Source organism: Streptomyces sp. MB09-02B (assembly GCF_033794485.1).
Lineage (GTDB): Bacteria > Actinomycetota > Actinomycetes > Streptomycetales > Streptomycetaceae > Streptomyces.
Genome location: NZ_JARGEE010000238.1, coordinates 1 through 14,331, shown reverse-complemented (window position 1 = coordinate 14,331; position 14,331 = coordinate 1). Strand labels below are relative to the sequence as shown.

General features: G+C 70.8%; 13 protein-coding genes. 5 read left to right on the top strand and 8 right to left on the bottom strand.

Annotation, left to right across the window (positions count from 1 at the left end; genetic code table 11):
* From P1P70_RS28145 to P1P70_RS28135, 3 genes are all read right to left on the bottom strand, one after another.
* A partial coding sequence (locus tag P1P70_RS28145; protein ID WP_319242547.1) for a 2'-5' RNA ligase family protein occupies nucleotides 1-269 on the bottom strand: 269 nt, incomplete at its 3' end.
* A gap of 54 nt (nucleotides 270-323) precedes the next feature.
* Nucleotides 324-1,757, bottom strand: a complete 1,434-nt coding sequence (locus tag P1P70_RS28140; RefSeq protein WP_413471560.1) for an MFS transporter — start codon at nucleotides 1,755-1,757, stop codon at nucleotides 324-326.
* 209 nt (nucleotides 1,758-1,966) lie between these two features.
* Nucleotides 1,967-2,404, bottom strand: coding sequence for a MarR family winged helix-turn-helix transcriptional regulator (locus tag P1P70_RS28135; protein WP_215456301.1), 438 nt, complete (start codon nucleotides 2,402-2,404; stop codon nucleotides 1,967-1,969).
* 164 nt (nucleotides 2,405-2,568) lie between these two features.
* Between P1P70_RS28135 and P1P70_RS28130 the strand changes: the two genes are divergently transcribed.
* Nucleotides 2,569-2,751 carry a ribbon-helix-helix protein, CopG family gene (locus P1P70_RS28130; protein WP_086764347.1) on the top strand — a complete coding sequence of 61 codons (183 nt, stop codon included), beginning with the start codon at nucleotides 2,569-2,571 and terminating at the stop codon, nucleotides 2,749-2,751.
* A 34-nt stretch (nucleotides 2,752-2,785) separates the two neighbouring features.
* Here the strand turns inward: P1P70_RS28130 and P1P70_RS28125 are convergent, their stop codons facing one another.
* Complete coding sequence (locus P1P70_RS28125; RefSeq protein WP_319242543.1) at nucleotides 2,786-4,201, bottom strand: NCS2 family permease; 1,416 nt, start codon at nucleotides 4,199-4,201, stop codon at nucleotides 2,786-2,788.
* Nucleotides 4,202-4,350: 149 nt separating this feature from the next.
* On the opposite strand from P1P70_RS28125, the gene P1P70_RS28120 reads away from it, so the two are divergent.
* The 4 genes from P1P70_RS28120 (at nucleotide 4,351) to P1P70_RS28105 (ending at nucleotide 7,927) form a co-directional block, all read left to right on the top strand.
* Nucleotides 4,351-4,749 (top strand): DUF2530 domain-containing protein, encoded by a 399-nt coding sequence (locus tag P1P70_RS28120; RefSeq protein ID WP_319242541.1) that lies wholly within the window; start codon nucleotides 4,351-4,353, stop codon nucleotides 4,747-4,749.
* Nucleotides 4,750-4,893: 144 nt separating this feature from the next.
* Complete coding sequence (locus P1P70_RS28115) at nucleotides 4,894-7,302, top strand: HAD-IC family P-type ATPase (protein ID WP_319242539.1); 2,409 nt, start codon at nucleotides 4,894-4,896, stop codon at nucleotides 7,300-7,302.
* A gap of 70 nt (nucleotides 7,303-7,372) precedes the next feature.
* Nucleotides 7,373-7,615, top strand: a complete 243-nt coding sequence (locus P1P70_RS28110) for a hypothetical protein (protein ID WP_319242537.1) — start codon at nucleotides 7,373-7,375, stop codon at nucleotides 7,613-7,615.
* Between the two features lie 6 nt (nucleotides 7,616-7,621).
* The gene (locus P1P70_RS28105) at nucleotides 7,622-7,927 is read left to right on the top strand and encodes a hypothetical protein (protein ID WP_319242535.1); all 306 of its coding nucleotides are present in this window, start codon (nucleotides 7,622-7,624) and stop codon (nucleotides 7,925-7,927) included.
* Between the two features lie 68 nt (nucleotides 7,928-7,995).
* Here the strand turns inward: P1P70_RS28105 and P1P70_RS28100 are convergent, their stop codons facing one another.
* The 4 genes from P1P70_RS28100 to P1P70_RS28085 form a co-directional block, all read right to left on the bottom strand.
* Nucleotides 7,996-8,844, bottom strand: a complete 849-nt coding sequence (locus P1P70_RS28100; protein WP_319242533.1) for a hypothetical protein — start codon at nucleotides 8,842-8,844, stop codon at nucleotides 7,996-7,998.
* Between the two features lie 211 nt (nucleotides 8,845-9,055).
* The gene (locus tag P1P70_RS28095; protein ID WP_319242551.1) at nucleotides 9,056-9,892 is read right to left on the bottom strand and encodes a DUF5707 domain-containing protein; all 837 of its coding nucleotides are present in this window, start codon (nucleotides 9,890-9,892) and stop codon (nucleotides 9,056-9,058) included.
* A 134-nt stretch (nucleotides 9,893-10,026) separates the two neighbouring features.
* Nucleotides 10,027-10,806 (bottom strand): calcium-binding protein, encoded by a 780-nt coding sequence (locus P1P70_RS28090; protein ID WP_319242549.1) that lies wholly within the window; start codon nucleotides 10,804-10,806, stop codon nucleotides 10,027-10,029.
* A gap of 181 nt (nucleotides 10,807-10,987) precedes the next feature.
* Nucleotides 10,988-14,137 (bottom strand): sacsin N-terminal ATP-binding-like domain-containing protein, encoded by a 3,150-nt coding sequence (locus P1P70_RS28085; RefSeq protein WP_319242531.1) that lies wholly within the window; start codon nucleotides 14,135-14,137, stop codon nucleotides 10,988-10,990.
* Between the last annotated feature and the right edge of the window lie 194 nt (nucleotides 14,138-14,331).

Below are 14,331 nucleotides of genomic sequence, written 5' to 3'. Positions count from 1 at the left end.
CACAACGCCCGCCCGCGCCCGAACTTCCCTCCGCCGCGCACCGCCAGCCGGAACGGCTTGCTCCGCCCCGCGGCCCGCTCCAGCCGCCGCGACAGCTCCGGTACGACGTCGTCCTCGACCTCGCCGTAGAACGCGAGCGTGAAGTGCCAGCCGGGCGGCCCGGTCCACCGCAACCGGTCCGCACCCGCGAGGCTCCTCAACCCCCCGACCACCAGGCCCAGTTCATCGACGACATCAGCGGGCGGAAGCACGGCGGCGAACAGTCTCATGCCCGCCACCCTCCCAGGCCGCGTGTCACTCGGCGACTCCCGGAGCGCCCTCGCTCAGACCGCCACCGACTCCTTCTCCTCGGCCCGCTCCCGGGAAATGACCCTCACCCGCGGATGCCCGTGGTTCCACCCCACCGACAACCGCATCCCGCCGGCCCGCACGAGGACGAGACCCACGGTGACCGCGGCGACCGTGGCGACGACCCCGCCGGCGGCGAAGCCGACGCGGGCGCCGTACGCGTCGGTGACCCAGCCGGCGATCGGCGCGCCCAGCGGCGTACCGCCCAGGAAGACCATCATGTAGAGGGCCATGACACGGCCGCGCATCACGGGGTCGGTGTTCATCTGGAGGGCCGTGTTGACGGTGACGTTCACCGTCAGGCCGAACATCCCTATCGGCACCATCAGCAGGGCGAAGATCCAGTACGCGGGGGCCAGCGCGGCCACGATCTCCAGCAGGCCGAAGGCGAGCGCGCCTCCGATCAGTACGTGCAGCCGGGCGGTACCCCGCCGGGCCGCGAGCAGCGCGCCGGAGACGGAGCCGACCGCCATGAGCGTGTTGAAGAGGCTGTACGCGCCGGCGTCCGCGTGGAACACGTCGTCGGCGTAGGCCGAGAGCCAGACGGGGAAGTTGAAGCCGAAGGTGCCGATGAAGCCCACCAGGACGATGGGCCACAGCAGCTCGGGGCGCCCGGCCACATAGCGCAGGCCCTCGCGGAGCTGGCCCTTGGCGCGGGGGGCGCGGCGGACGGGGTGCAGGTCACTGCTCCGCATCAGCAGCAGGCCGACGATGGGGGCGACGAAGGAGAGGCCGTTGTAGAGGAAGGCCCAGCCCGTGCCCACGGTGGTGATCAGCACACCGGCGACGGCGGGGCCGACGAGACGGGCCGACTGGAAGTTCGCCGAGTTGAGGCTGACCGCGTTCTGCAGCTGGTCCGGCCCGACCATCTCGGACACGAACGACTGCCGGGCCGGGTTGTCGACGACCGTGGCCATGCCCACGGCGAAGGCGGCCACGTACACGTGCCACACCTGGACATGGCCGGAGATGGTGAGCGCGGCGAGGGCCAGACCTGTCACGGCCATCGACGTCTGCGTCACGAACAGCAGCCGCCGCTTCGGGAACCGGTCGACCAGCACACCGCCGTACAGCCCGAACAGCAGCATCGGCAGGAACTGCAGCGCCATCGTCACACCGACGGTGGTCGACGACCCCGTGAGGCTCAGCACCAGCCAGTCCTGCGCGATCCGCTGCATCCACGTGCCGATGTTCGACACGACCTGCCCGACGAAGAACAGCCGGTAGTTCCGCACCCGCAACGACCGGAACGTGGAGACCCGCGAGGCCTCGGACGACACCGCCGAGGAACCACCGGGTGCGGGGGCGGCACCCGGCAGAGCGGTCGCACCCTCGTTCGATCGGCCGGTGGTATCCGGCGGGGCCTCCAGCACGGCGGGGACGGAAGGTGTTCCGGGGCCCGAACTCAAAGGGGTTCGCCTCCTTGCGTGAAACGCGTGCGTGTCCTGCGGTTGCGTGAGCCTCACCGCTCCTGTTCTGTCTGCTGGTTTTCGGGCCGACCCATGCCCGCCCCCTGACGGCGCACAGGCTGTACGCCGGGGCGCACCGGCGGCCGACCCGGCGTGCTCCACGGCGACGGCTCACCCGTCGGCCGGTCCCCGGGGCGAAGACGCGCGAGCTAGAGGTGTGCGAGCTTCTCCAGCACCGGCGCGGCGGTCCGCAGCGCGGCCCACTCCTCCTCGTCGAGGCCCTCGACCAGGGATGCGAGGAAGGCGTTGCGCTTGCGCCGGCTCTCCTCCAACATCGCCTCGGCCCGCTCGGTCTGGGTGACCACCTTCTGCCGCCGGTCCTCGGGGTGCGGCTCCAGTTTCACCAGCCCCTTGCTCTCCAGCAGGGCGACGATCCGGGTCATCGACGGCGGCTGCACATGCTCCTTGCGGGCCAGCTCACCGGGGGTGGCCGTACCGCAACGGGCGAGCGTGCCGAGCACGGACATCTCGGTCGGGCTCAGCGACTCGTCGACCCGCTGGTGCTTGAGCCGACGGGACAGGCGCATCACGGCGGAACGGAGGGCGTTCACAGCGGCCTCGTCGTCGCCATGGTTCAGGTCAGGCATGTCTTTAGCCTAACTCATTACTCTCGCTAAAGACCACCGAAACTCCACAGTCGTGCCCGTGAGCCCCGCCACTCATGCCGATCCAGGCCCTCGGATCACTCATATGAGTGACTAGTACGCAGAACGTGACACGACAGAGCAGAGCACACCTGACCCTCGTACACATGGGGACCACTGTGCTCAGCCTGCGGATAGACGAGGAGCTGCTCGAACGGCTCCGGACCCACGCGGCGAAAAGGGGAATGAGCGTCCAGGACTACGTGATCGGGACGCTCATTCGGGACGACTTCGACGAGCGGTTCCAGACCGCGGTCGAGGAGACGGAGAAGTTCTACGGGGTGACGTGAGGGACCGCGGTCACCCGCAGGAGCCGCGTACCGCTCACGTCAGACCCAGCGCCGGCATCAGGTAGTAGAAGAGGAAGACCGCCGAGACCACGTACATCGCCACCGGGACCTCACGGCCCCGCCCCGCGGCCAGGCGCAGCACGACGAAGGTGATGAAGCCCATGCCGATGCCGTTGGTGATCGAGTAGGTGAACGGCATCATCACCATCGTCACGAAGGCCGGGGCCGCGATGGTGTAGTCGGCCCAGTCGATCTCGCGGACGGAGTTCGCGAGGATCAGGAACCCGACCGCGAGCAGGGCCGGAGTCGCCGCCTGGGAGGGGACCATCGTGGCGACCGGCGTGAGGAACAGCGCGACCGCGAACAGGGCACCGGTCACCACGTTCGCGAAGCCGGTGCGGGCGCCCTCACCCACACCCGCCGTCGACTCCACGAAGCAGGTCGTGGCGGACGAGGAGCTGGCACCACCGGCCGCGACGGCGATGCCGTCGACGAAGAGCACCTTGTTGATGCCCGGCATCTGACCGTCCCCGTCGGTCAGCTTGGCCTCGTCGCCGACGCCCATGATCGTGCCCATCGCGTCGAAGAAGCACGACAGCAGCACGGTGAAGACGAAGAGCACGCCCGTCAGCAGGCCGACCTTGCCGAAGCCGCCGAAGAGGCTGACCTCGCCGAGCAGCCCGAAGTCGGGGGTGGCGACCGGGTTGCCGGGCCACTTCGGGGTGGTCAGCCCCCAGGAGCCGGCCGGCAGCTTGGCGATCGCCTCGACGACCACCGCGAGCAGCGTCATCGCGACGATCGAGATGAGGATCGCGCCCGGCACCTTGCGCACGATCAGCGCGAGCGTCAGCAGCGCGCCGAGGACGAAGACGAGCACCGGCCAGCCGTTGAGGTGCCCGTCCGCGCCCAGCTGGAGCGGCACGGTCGTGTGCGCGGCGTCCGGGATACGGGTGACGAAGCCGGCGTCGACCAGCCCGATCAGCATGATGAACAGACCGATACCGATGGAGATGCCCTTGCGCAGGCCCAGCGGCACCGCGTTCATGACGCGCTCCCGCAGGCCCGTAGCCACCAGCAGCATCACGACGAAACCGGCCAGCACCACCATGCCCATCGCGTCCGGCCACGACATGCGCGGCGCGAGCTGGAGGGCGACGACCGTGTTCACGCCGAGCCCCGCCGCCAGCGCGATCGGCACGTTGCCGATGACGCCCATGAGGAGGGTGGTGAAGGCGGCGGTGACCGCGGTGGCGGTGACCAGCTGTCCGTAGTCCAGCTGGTGCCCGTACATGTCCTTCGCGCTGCTCAGGATGATCGGGTTGAGCACGATGATGTACGCCATCGCGAAGAAGGTGGCGAACCCGCCCCGGATCTCCCGCGACAGCGTGCTGCCGCGCTCCGTGATCCTGAAGTAGCGGTCGAGGGTGCCAGGGGTGCCCTGCGGGGACATGCGAGACCTCATCCCCAACAGACCACCCGGGCGTTGTTGGAGTTTTCTACGAACAGAAGTGGCCAATCAGAAACCGTTTCAGTATGAACATACATTGCGGCGAAAGCCATCTCCGCGCGTAGACCCGCGCGCCTCGTAAGCTGTGCCCCATGGCGAAGTGGACCCCCAAGCACGAGGCACCGGAGCCCCTGGAGGGGCCCGTGGTCGCGACCATCACCGGCGGCACGATCCTGTGGTTCGTTCTCTTCGTCGCCCAGCTCCCGTTCTACGGCTGGTACGAGGACCACGGGCGCACCTGGTGGATCTGGACCTGCCTCGCGGGCGGCGGGCTCGGCCTCTACGGCATCTGGTTCGTGCGGAAGCGGGACGCGGCCATCAAGCGGGACGCGGCCGTCAAGCAGGACGCGGCCACCAAGGAAGACGCGGCCGCCGAGGACGCGGCACGACGGACCACCACCGGCTCGGACGCCGGCTCGGACGCCGGCTCCGCCACCGGCTCGGACGCCGGATCCGACACCGAAGCCGCCGACGCGACGCCCGCCGAATAGACGACGTCCTCCGCCCGGCGTCCGGCCGGCCGGACGCTCCCGTACGACCACGGCACCACACCGCCCAATCCCCCGTCCTCCCCGGGTCGGATCTTTCCCGCACTCGATGGGTGAACCTCCAAATCCGCACGTACCGTCGATTGCATGACGCACATCGACCCGGGTACCGACCTCGATCCTGTGCACCCCACCACCGCCTCGGCCCTCACGGACACGAGGCGGGCGCGCGGCCTGACGACCGCCGAGGTGGCCGAGCGGGTGGCCCGCGGCGAGGTGAACGACGTACCCGTACGGAGCAGCCGCTCCACCGTGGACATCGTCCGGGCGAACGTCTTCACCCGGTTCAACGCGATCATCGGCGTCCTCTGGGTGATCATGCTCTTCGTCGCGCCCATCCAGGACAGCCTCTTCGGCTTCGTGATCCTGGCCAACACGGGCATCGGCATCGTCCAGGAGTGGCGGGCGAAGAAGACCCTGGACTCCCTCGCGGTGATCGGCGAGGCGAAACCCACGGTCCGCCGCGACGGGGTCGCCGCGACCGTCGGCACCTCCGAGATCGTCCTCGGGGACCTGATCGAGATCGGGCCCGGCGACAAGATCGTCGTCGACGGGGAGTGCGTCGAGACCGACGGCCTGGAGATCGACGAGTCGCTGCTCACCGGTGAGGCCGACCCGGTCGTCAAACAACCCGGCGACCAGGTGATGTCGGGCAGCTTCGTGGTCGCGGGCGGCGGCGCGTTCACCGCGACCAAGGTCGGCCGGGAGGCCTACGCCGCCCAGCTCGCCGAGGAGGCGAGCCGTTTCACCCTCGTCCACTCCGAGCTGCGCTCCGGCATCTCCACCATCCTCAAGTACGTCACCTGGATGATGGTCCCGACCGCGATCGGTCTGATCATCAGCCAGCTGATCGTGAAGGAGAACGACTTCAAGGACTCCGTCGCCCGCACGGTCGGCGGCATCGTCCCGATGGTCCCCGAGGGCCTCGTCCTCCTCACCTCCGTCGCCTTCGCCATCGGCGTGATCCGTCTCGGCCGCAAGCAGTGCCTGGTGCAGGAGCTGCCGGCCATCGAGGGCCTGGCCCGAGTCGACACCGTCTGCCTCGACAAGACGGGCACCCTCACCGAGGGCGGCATGGACGTCACCGAGCTGCGCCCCCTCGACGGGACGGACGAGTCGTACGTACGCCGGGTGCTGGGCGCCCTCGGCGGATCGGACCCCCGGCCGAACGCCTCGCTGCAGGCGATCATCGACGTCTGCCCGGACGGCGAGGACTGGCGCTGCACCCGGTCGCTGCCCTTCTCCTCGGCCCGCAAGTACAGCGGCGCGGCCTTCGGCGAGAGCGACGGCGCGTCCAGCACCTGGCTGCTGGGCGCCCCCGACGTCCTGCTCCCCGACGGCGACCCGGCCCTCGCCGAGACCGAACGGCTGAACGAGGACGGGCTACGGGTGCTGCTGCTGGCCCGGGTGACCCGGGAGCTGGACGACCCCGAGGTCGCGACCGGCGCGCGCCCCACCGCCCTCGTCGTCCTCGAACAGCGGCTGCGCCCGGACGCCGCCGACACCCTGCGCTACTTCGAGGAGCAGAACGTCCGGGCGAAGGTCATCTCCGGCGACAACGCGGTCTCGGTCGGCGCGGTGGCCGGCAAGCTCGGCCTGGCCGGCGAGGTGGTCGACGCCCGCCGGCTGCCCGCCGAGCGCGACGAGATGGCGACGGCCCTCGACTCGGGCACCGTCTTCGGCCGCGTGACCCCCCAGCAGAAGCGCGACATGGTCGGCGCGCTCCAGTCCCACGGCCACACGGTCGCCATGACCGGCGACGGGGTGAACGACGTCCTGGCCCTCAAGGACGCCGACATCGGTGTGGCGATGGGCTCCGGATCGGAGGCCACCAGGGCGGTGGCCCAGATCGTCCTCCTCAACAACAGCTTCGCGACGCTGCCCTCGGTGGTCGCCGAGGGCCGCCGGGTGATCGGCAACATCACCCGCGTGGCGACGCTCTTCCTGGTCAAAACGGTCTACTCGGTGCTCCTCGCCATTCTGGTCGTCTGCTGGCAGGTGGAGTACCCCTTCCTCCCCCGCCATCTGACCCTGCTCTCCACCCTGACGATCGGCGTCCCGGCCTTCTTCCTCGCCCTCGCCCCCAACAAGGAGCGGGCGAAACCCCACTTCGTCCGCCGGGTCATGCGCTACGCCATCCCCGGCGGCGTCCTGGCGGCCCTGGCGACCTTCGCCACGTACCTGATCGCCCGTCATCACTACACCGGGGCGGACGCGTTGGAGGCGGAGACCAGCGCCGCCACCCTCACGCTCTTCCTGATCTCCATGTGGGTGCTGGCCATCATCGCCCGCCCCTACACCTGGTGGCGCCTCGGTCTGGTCGCTGCGATGGCGGCGGGCTTCCTGCTGGTCCTCGTCGTCCCCTGGCTCCAGGACTTCTTCGCGCTCCGTCTGGTCGGTACGACGATGCCGTGGACGGCGGTCGCCATCGCGGCCGGGGCCGCGGCGGTCCTGGAGCTCCTGTGGAGGTGGGTGGACCGCCGCTTCCCCGCGTAGGGGGAAACCGGACCCGCGCGGCCTGCGTCCTCGCCTCTGACCGACTCGTCGCGAAGGGGAGACGCACGACATGAACCCGGATCAGCCGGTGGAGTTCCACGCCCCGTGCGGGCATCTGATCGCGGCACCGGCCGATCGCGTCGGACAGGAGGTCCGCTGCCCCCACTGTCACCGGGTGGCCCGGGTCCCCTCGCCCGACGTCCCGTACGCCTCGCCGGTGCCCGTCCCGGCCGGCGCCACCGAGCCGGCCGCGCTGACCGCCCTCTACGTGACCACGCTGATCGGGGGTCTCCTCGCCGCCGGTCTGGTCTAACTGGTCATGTTCGACGAGTTCTCCGAGTCCGAGCTGGTCTCGATCACCCCGCTGTGGTTCTTCCCCGTCGTCTTCGGCCTGTACGGCTTCGCCTCGCAGCGGCTGCTGCGCCACATCGCCACCGGCCGCGCGGCAACCCTCGGCGAGGCGGCCCGGCTCTCCATCGACGTGGCCGGGTACTGGGCGGCCCTGGTGCTCTTCCCGTTCCTGGTGCTGAGGTGGCGCAGTTCCCTGCTGGTGTCGCTGGCGGCCGCGCTCTTCTGGGCCGTGCTGCTGTGGCTGTTCTTCGCCCTGCTCTTCCCGACGCTCTGACCGCGCGACGAGGGGTGCCGCGGCCGACAACCGACCACGACACCCCTCGCCGGGTCCGCGCCCCCGTGCTACTTCACGTCGACGTAGTCGCCCGTGGCGCTGACCGGCGCCGTCGTGGTGACGCCGGCGTAGCTGAAGCGCCAGTAACCGTCGTACGTGGCGGTGCCGGTGGCCTTCACATTGCCGTAGGCGTCCGAGTAGACCGTCTTGACCGTGGTGTACGTGCTGGTGCCCGCCCTGCGGAACTGGAGCTTGACCGGCTGCTTGGCGAAGGCCTTGTAGGTGTGGCTCTGCCAGTCGGCGCGGGTGAGCTTGCCGGTCGCGGTGACGGTCCTGCCCTTGGTGACGGGCTCCGGCCCGGCGTTGACGGTCAGCTTCGCGAGGCGCTGGACGAGGGTGGAGGCCAGCCCGCCCTGCTCCTTGTAGCCGACCTTGCTGTAGTCGATCTGGCCGCTCGTGGGGTCCTGGCCGTTGAAGGCGACGGCGTCGGCGCCCGCCTTCCAGGTCCCGGCCTGCGAGTTGAGCAGATCGCCGTCGCCCGGCCGGATGTCGATGGTGGCCGTGCAGCTCTCGGTGGTCGAGGTGGTGACCTTGCAGGTGGCGAAGTCGTCGCCGAAGAGCTGCGGGGTGCTGTCGTCGCCAAAGGTGCCGCGGTAGAGGAAGGGTTCGACGAAGAAGTCCCCGGCGGTGACCTTGACGTCCGACCCGTGCGTCAGCGTGAACGACACGGGGGTGCTGACCGTGCCGCCGACCCCGACCTTGACGGACTTGGCGATCTTGAAGTTCGAGAAGCTGACGTTCAGCGTGTACGGCGTACCGCTGGTCGAGACCGACCCGGCGGCCTGCGCGGACGGCACGGCCAGGGCGGAGAAGGCCAGGGCGCCGAGGACGGCGGCCGCGGTGGCTCTTGTGCGCATGCGTTCCCCAAGTGGAGAAAGAGTGATCGTGGGACCTTTTGGCCCGGATGATCAGAACACGCGTTCCCCGCGCCCAAGGGGACCTGCATCCACTTCTTACGAAGGTCCGACTCCCGCCTTACGGAACGGAACGGAAAGGGAAGGGAACGAAAAGGGCGCCGACCCGGGAGAACCCGGACCGACGCCCCTGTGTCTCACCGCTGCCCGCGGCTCACTTCACGTCGACGGCGTCGGCCGCCGACGTCACGGCCGGCGTGGTCGAGGTGCCCGCGAACACGTAGCGGAACGAACCGTCGGCGCTCGCCTTGACGGTGGTCTTCAGCGCACCGCCGGAGCCGGACTTGACCGTCTTGACGTCCTTGTAGGTGGACGTGCCCTTCTTCTTGAACTGCAGCTTCACCGACTGGCTGGTGTAGCCCGCGTACTTGAGCGTGTCCCAGTTGGCGCGGGTCAGCTTGCCGGAGACCGTGATGGTCTTGCCCTTCTTGACCGGCTCGGGAGAGGCGTTGGTGGTCAGCGCGGAAGCGCGCTTGACGCTGGCCTTGGAGTGCTTCTCCTGGATGTTGTGGTCGCCGTCCGTGGCCAGGGCACCGGCGAAGACGTGCCACTTGCCGGCCAGGATGTTGCTGTAGATGTTGTCCTTCGGGTCGGCGACGACGGTCACCTTGCAGGTGGACGTGGTCGCGTCGACGGCGGTGCAGGTGCCGTTGTCCGCGACCGGGACCATCGCGCCCACGACATCGCCGGATTCGATGTCGTTCCCCTTCCACAGGAAGGCGTAACCGTCCTCGATGCCCGACGGGTCGGTCGCGGTGACCGAGATGGTGACGCTCTTCTTCTTGCTGGTGCCGACCACGATGTCCTTGCCACCGTTGACGGTGACCTTCTTGATGACGGTGTCGCCGACGATCTCGTCCGCCAGGGCCCCGAACGGCGTGACCGACGCCCCGAGGGCGCCGGGCGCGTCATCGGCCTGCGCGGCCGGAGCGACGAAGGCGGACAGGGCGAGGGCGCCCGAGACGGCGATCACAGTGGCACGCATACGCATGTATTCCCCCGGTGGTGAGGTGGGGCCGACGGTGGTCGTCACGTCGGCCGGATGGTCGCGGGTCGGTTGACCCGCTGGCTCTGCGGGTGGGGGACGGACCGGTTCGCCCGGCACGTCCCCCTGGGTCCGTATGCTTACTTCACGTCGATGGTGTCGCCCGTGGCGGTCGCGCCCGCCGTGGTCGAGGTGCCCGCGAAGACGTAGCGGTACGTGCCGTCGACGCTCGCCTTGACGGTGGTGGACACGGCGCCCGTGGAAGCGGAGTTGACGGTCTTGACCGTCTTGTAGGCGGTGGTGCCGGCCTTCTTGAACTGCAGCTGCACCGGCTGGCCGCCGAGCGCGCCGTTCACCCCGGTGTTCCAGTTGGCGCGGGTCAGCTTGCTGGTGACGGTGATCGTCGCACCCTTGGCGACCGGCTCCGGAGAGGCGTTCGCCCCCGCGAGCTGGGCGGCGCGCAGGACCTTGAACGACTTGAGGTTGTCCTTCTGGACGTAGTCGTAGTCCTTCGCCTGGGCGATCGCCCAGGTCTTCCACGTACCCGCGACGGAGTTGATGGCGTTGCGGTTCGGCGTGAAGGTGAAGCTCGCCGTGCAGTTGGACTTGGTCGACGTCACCTTCTTGCAGGTGATCGGGTCCTTGCTCGGCGAGGCGGCGCTGTCGGCGGTGTCGATGTTCGCGCCGCGGTACAGGTAGGCCGTGGCCATCCGGTGGCCGGAGTTGTCCGTCACCGTGAACTTGAGCGTGATGGTCTTCTTGGCCTTCGCGCCGACGACCACGGCCTTGCCACCGTTGACGGAGACGCTGGTGATCTTGATGTTGCCGTACTTGTCGTCGGCCTGCGCGGCCGGAGCGGCGAGGGCGGTCAGAGCCAGGGCACCGGTGATGACGAGGCCCAAGGTCGCACGCTTGTGCAATGTATTCCCCACGTAAGAGGGGTCCCGCGGCGAAGATGACGCACGAAGTGTCGGCACGCGGGGCCCGAGTGTCTGGAGAGCCGGGTGGCTCACCAGACCAGACTCGGGGCTCCTGGGAATGGTTGTACGAGTTGTGAACAACTTTTGCGAATGTTGCGCAGGTCACATCACGCGGGTTTAGTCAGTCGAACCAGCGGTCCCGGGCCAACTCCTCGGTCCTGGACGGGTCTTCGAGCAGCGCGGCCACCTCGAAGCGGCGCGGCCACTGCCCGGCCGCCCAGGCCAGCCCGGCCGCGACACCCTCCAGCGTGGCGGCGTGCAGCACACCGTCGCGCGTACGGCGCCAGTCCAACTCCACTCCGTCGACGACGAGTTCCTCGTGTTCGCCGTACGACGAGGGCGTGGCCGGGCCGAGCAGGACCCGGACCGACTCCGGTACGTCGTGCTCCGTGCCCTCCGAGCCGACCTCCCCGGTCACCGACTCGCTGAGCCGCCGCACCTGGAACAGCTCGGCCAACTCGGCTGCCCGCGACGGCCGTACGGGCAGCAGCGGCACACCGGAGGTGAAGGGCAGCAGGTCGGGCGAGTCGACGACCACGGCGTCGGCCGCGTCCACGACACTCACCTCGCCGTCCAGCACCGCACGCAACTCGTCGGGCAGAGTCACCTGTTCGGGGTCCAGGTCGGCCAACGCCCCGTACAGACCGTGCAGTTGCGCCGCGGTCACCGGCAGCTCCGGGTCGGCCAGGCGGTCCAGCAGCTCGGCGGCGCCGCCCGGCTCCTCCAGCAGCGCGGCCACCGAGGTGCGCACCCCCAGCGCCCGCAGGACCTGCTCGTCGTCGAAGCCGGTGGCGTCGGCCTCGTCGTACAGGCCGCGCAGCAGCGGGTCGCCGCCGGCCGCGAGCAGGCCCGCCGGGCGGCGGCCGTCGAGGACGGGATGGCCGCGCAGCCACCAGGCGGTGTAGGGGCGGACGATCTCGTGCGTGCCGTCCGGGAGCAGGATGCGCACCGGCTGCACCAGCGCGTCGCGCAGCGGCGGCTTCGCCAGCAGCGCGAGCGCCTCCGGCCAGCGGTCCTCGTCGACGAGGTCAAGGTCGCGCACGGCCACGAGCTCCGTCGCGACCGGCGGCACCGGGCTGTCCGGGAACCGGTCGAGGATGTCCTCGGCCCACACGTCCACCGCGTCCAGCAGACCGGAGTCGTCGGGCTCGGCGAAGTCCCCGTCGCGCGGCTCCAGTTCGTCGGGGTCGAGGACGACGTCGGTGGCGCGTACGAGGGCGAAGCCGGCGAGCACGCCACAGGCGGCCAGGGGCTGTTCGCCCCAGCGCTCGGCCAGTTCGGCGTCGACGAAGGCGAGTTCGTCCTCGCGCATGACCCGGGCGAACGGGCTGCCGGGGAGGACGAGTTCACCGGCGGGGGCCAGTTCGCCGTCCTCGTCGGTGAGGGCGAGGGCACCGAGCCAGGGTTCGTCGCCGGGTTCGAGGCCCGCGTCGCGGACCAGGGCGAGGACGAGGTCTGCCAGCTCCTCCGCGTCCGGCCGGCCGTCCTCCTCGTCCCAGACACCGCCGTCGTCGTCCAGGGAGGCCGCCACGGCGGCCCGTACCTGCGGGGTGGTGAGCACGGCGCGCGGGGTCGCGGGCAGCGCGCCCAGCTTCTCCAGGAGGGGATGCGCGGCGTCCGGGTGCGCCACCTTCAGCCCGAGGCGGGCGAGCGTGTCGGGACGCGCCGCCTGCGGGCCGTCGGGGGACGGCAGGAGGATCTGCCGGGGGCCGATGGTGGTCCGCCCGTCCGCGAGCGGCACCGGCAGACCGGACAGCCGGTCCGGATCGACCCCGGCGAGGCTGTCGTACAGCCGCCGCCACCAGTCGGGCGCCTTCTCCAACCCCGCGAGCCGGTCGATCGCGTCGCCCAGCGGCAGGCGCGCGACGCCCAGCGTCCGCAACTCCGCGCGCCGTTCGAGCCCGGCGGGCAACAGGCTGGGCAGGACGTCCGCGAGCACCTCGACGGTCTCCGCGCCGGCCCCCTCCACGACCTCGGCGTCACGCGGACGCAGCGCGGCGGACAACTCGTCCAGCTCGTCCTCGGGTTCGGGCATCACCGCACGCGGCAGGAACGCGGTGCGCGGCAGCCGCTCCAGGATCGCCTGCCGCAGCGCCCCGTCCAGCTCGCCCTTGCCCAGCGGGCCGGGCACGAGGTCGATGACGCCCTCGCCCACCGGCTCCCAGGCGGCGAGGAGCGCGGCGTACGCGTCCGCCGCGCGCTGCACGAGGAAGTCGGTGAGCGGCCCGGGCGCGGCGTGCCGCCGGGTCGTGTCGAGCGGGAAGGAGGCGATGAGCAGCGCGGGGACGCCGAGGGCCTCGTCGCTGGGGGTGGGCGCGTGCACGACGGGGCTGGTACGCGGGCGGACCGGCGCGCCGTCGGGCCCGGTCGGCACCGCCCAGGTGACGGACCAGTGGGGCCGCAGCCGCTCCTCGACGGGCCGGTCGGCGAGCAGCGCGGCCTCGATCGCCCCGTGCTCGGCGACGGTACGCCAGCGCGTGACCCCGTCCCGCGAGTCCTCCACGACGACGTACGCCCCCTCCACGCGCCGTCGCAGCGTCCGCGCCTCACCGGCGCCGACCTCGATGACGACTTCGTCGAGACCGGGCAGGGCGAGCAGCAGCGCGTCGTCGACGGCGTGCAGCAGCCGCTCGGCGAGATCGGCGGCGGCGGTGTCGCGCAGCGGAAGGATCACGACGGTGTCGTACGACTCCGGAGCGGACCCCTCGGCGGCGAACGGCAGCCGCAGCAGCGGCACATGACCGTCCCGGCGGCGGATCTCGTCGCCCAGTCCCGGGCTGTGCCGGGCGGTGTCGGCGGCGAGCAGCCGGGCCTCGGCGAGCGACCAGCGGATACCGCCGTGGCGCCCGACGACGGCGGGCTCGTCGGTGACGGCGAGCACGGCGGCGAAGCCGACGCCGAACCGGCCCACCGCGCCCTCGTGGCCGCCGGCCGGGCTGTCCCGCTTCGCGGACGCGCGGAGCGTGGACAGCGACTCGACGCCGCCCGCGTCCAGCGGGGCGCCCGTGTTGGCGGCGACGAGGACACCGTCCCGGAGGGTCAGCCGCAGCCGCCCGGGGACCTTCGCCCTGGCCGCCGCGTCGGCGGCGTTCTGCGCCAGCTCCACGACGAGGCGGTCCCGGTAGCCGCCGAGGACGAGGTCCTCCTCGGCGTTGGCGTCCTCGCGGAACCGGGCGGGGCTGGTCGCCCAGGCGTCCAGCACGCCCCGCCGCAGTCGCGCCGTCCCGAACGGGTCCGCACCCTCGGCCGCCGGCCGCACGAACTTGCTCACGGTTCACATCTCCCTGTCGCGTGGTGACCACGAAGGTACCGGGTCGCTGCGCCGGCTTGGCCGACTGCCCAGGGGGGTGGGGGGTGTCGACCGAGGCGTCGCCCACGCCCACACCCGCCTGGGACAGCACCCCCGAGTCGCTGGTCGCGGTGGGTGACTCCATCACCCGGGGCTTCGACGCGTGCAAGGTCCTC

Bases quoted from the DNA above. Each gene is read 5' to 3' on its own strand.
- P1P70_RS28135 (WP_215456301.1), bottom strand. From the start codon at position 2,404: ATGCCTGACCTGAACCATGGCGACGACGAGGCCGCTGTGAACGCCCTC.
- P1P70_RS28130 (WP_086764347.1), top strand. From the start codon at position 2,569: ATGGGGACCACTGTGCTCAGCCTGCGGATAGACGAGGAGCTGCTCGAA.
- P1P70_RS28125 (WP_319242543.1), bottom strand. From the start codon at position 4,201: ATGTCCCCGCAGGGCACCCCTGGCACCCTCGACCGCTACTTCAGGATC.
- P1P70_RS28120 (WP_319242541.1), top strand. From the start codon at position 4,351: ATGGCGAAGTGGACCCCCAAGCACGAGGCACCGGAGCCCCTGGAGGGG.
- P1P70_RS28115 (WP_319242539.1), top strand. From the start codon at position 4,894: ATGACGCACATCGACCCGGGTACCGACCTCGATCCTGTGCACCCCACC.
- P1P70_RS28110 (WP_319242537.1), top strand. From the start codon at position 7,373: ATGAACCCGGATCAGCCGGTGGAGTTCCACGCCCCGTGCGGGCATCTG.
- P1P70_RS28105 (WP_319242535.1), top strand. From the start codon at position 7,622: ATGTTCGACGAGTTCTCCGAGTCCGAGCTGGTCTCGATCACCCCGCTG.
- P1P70_RS28100 (WP_319242533.1), bottom strand. From the start codon at position 8,844: ATGCGCACAAGAGCCACCGCGGCCGCCGTCCTCGGCGCCCTGGCCTTC.
- P1P70_RS28095 (WP_319242551.1), bottom strand. From the start codon at position 9,892: ATGCGTATGCGTGCCACTGTGATCGCCGTCTCGGGCGCCCTCGCCCTG.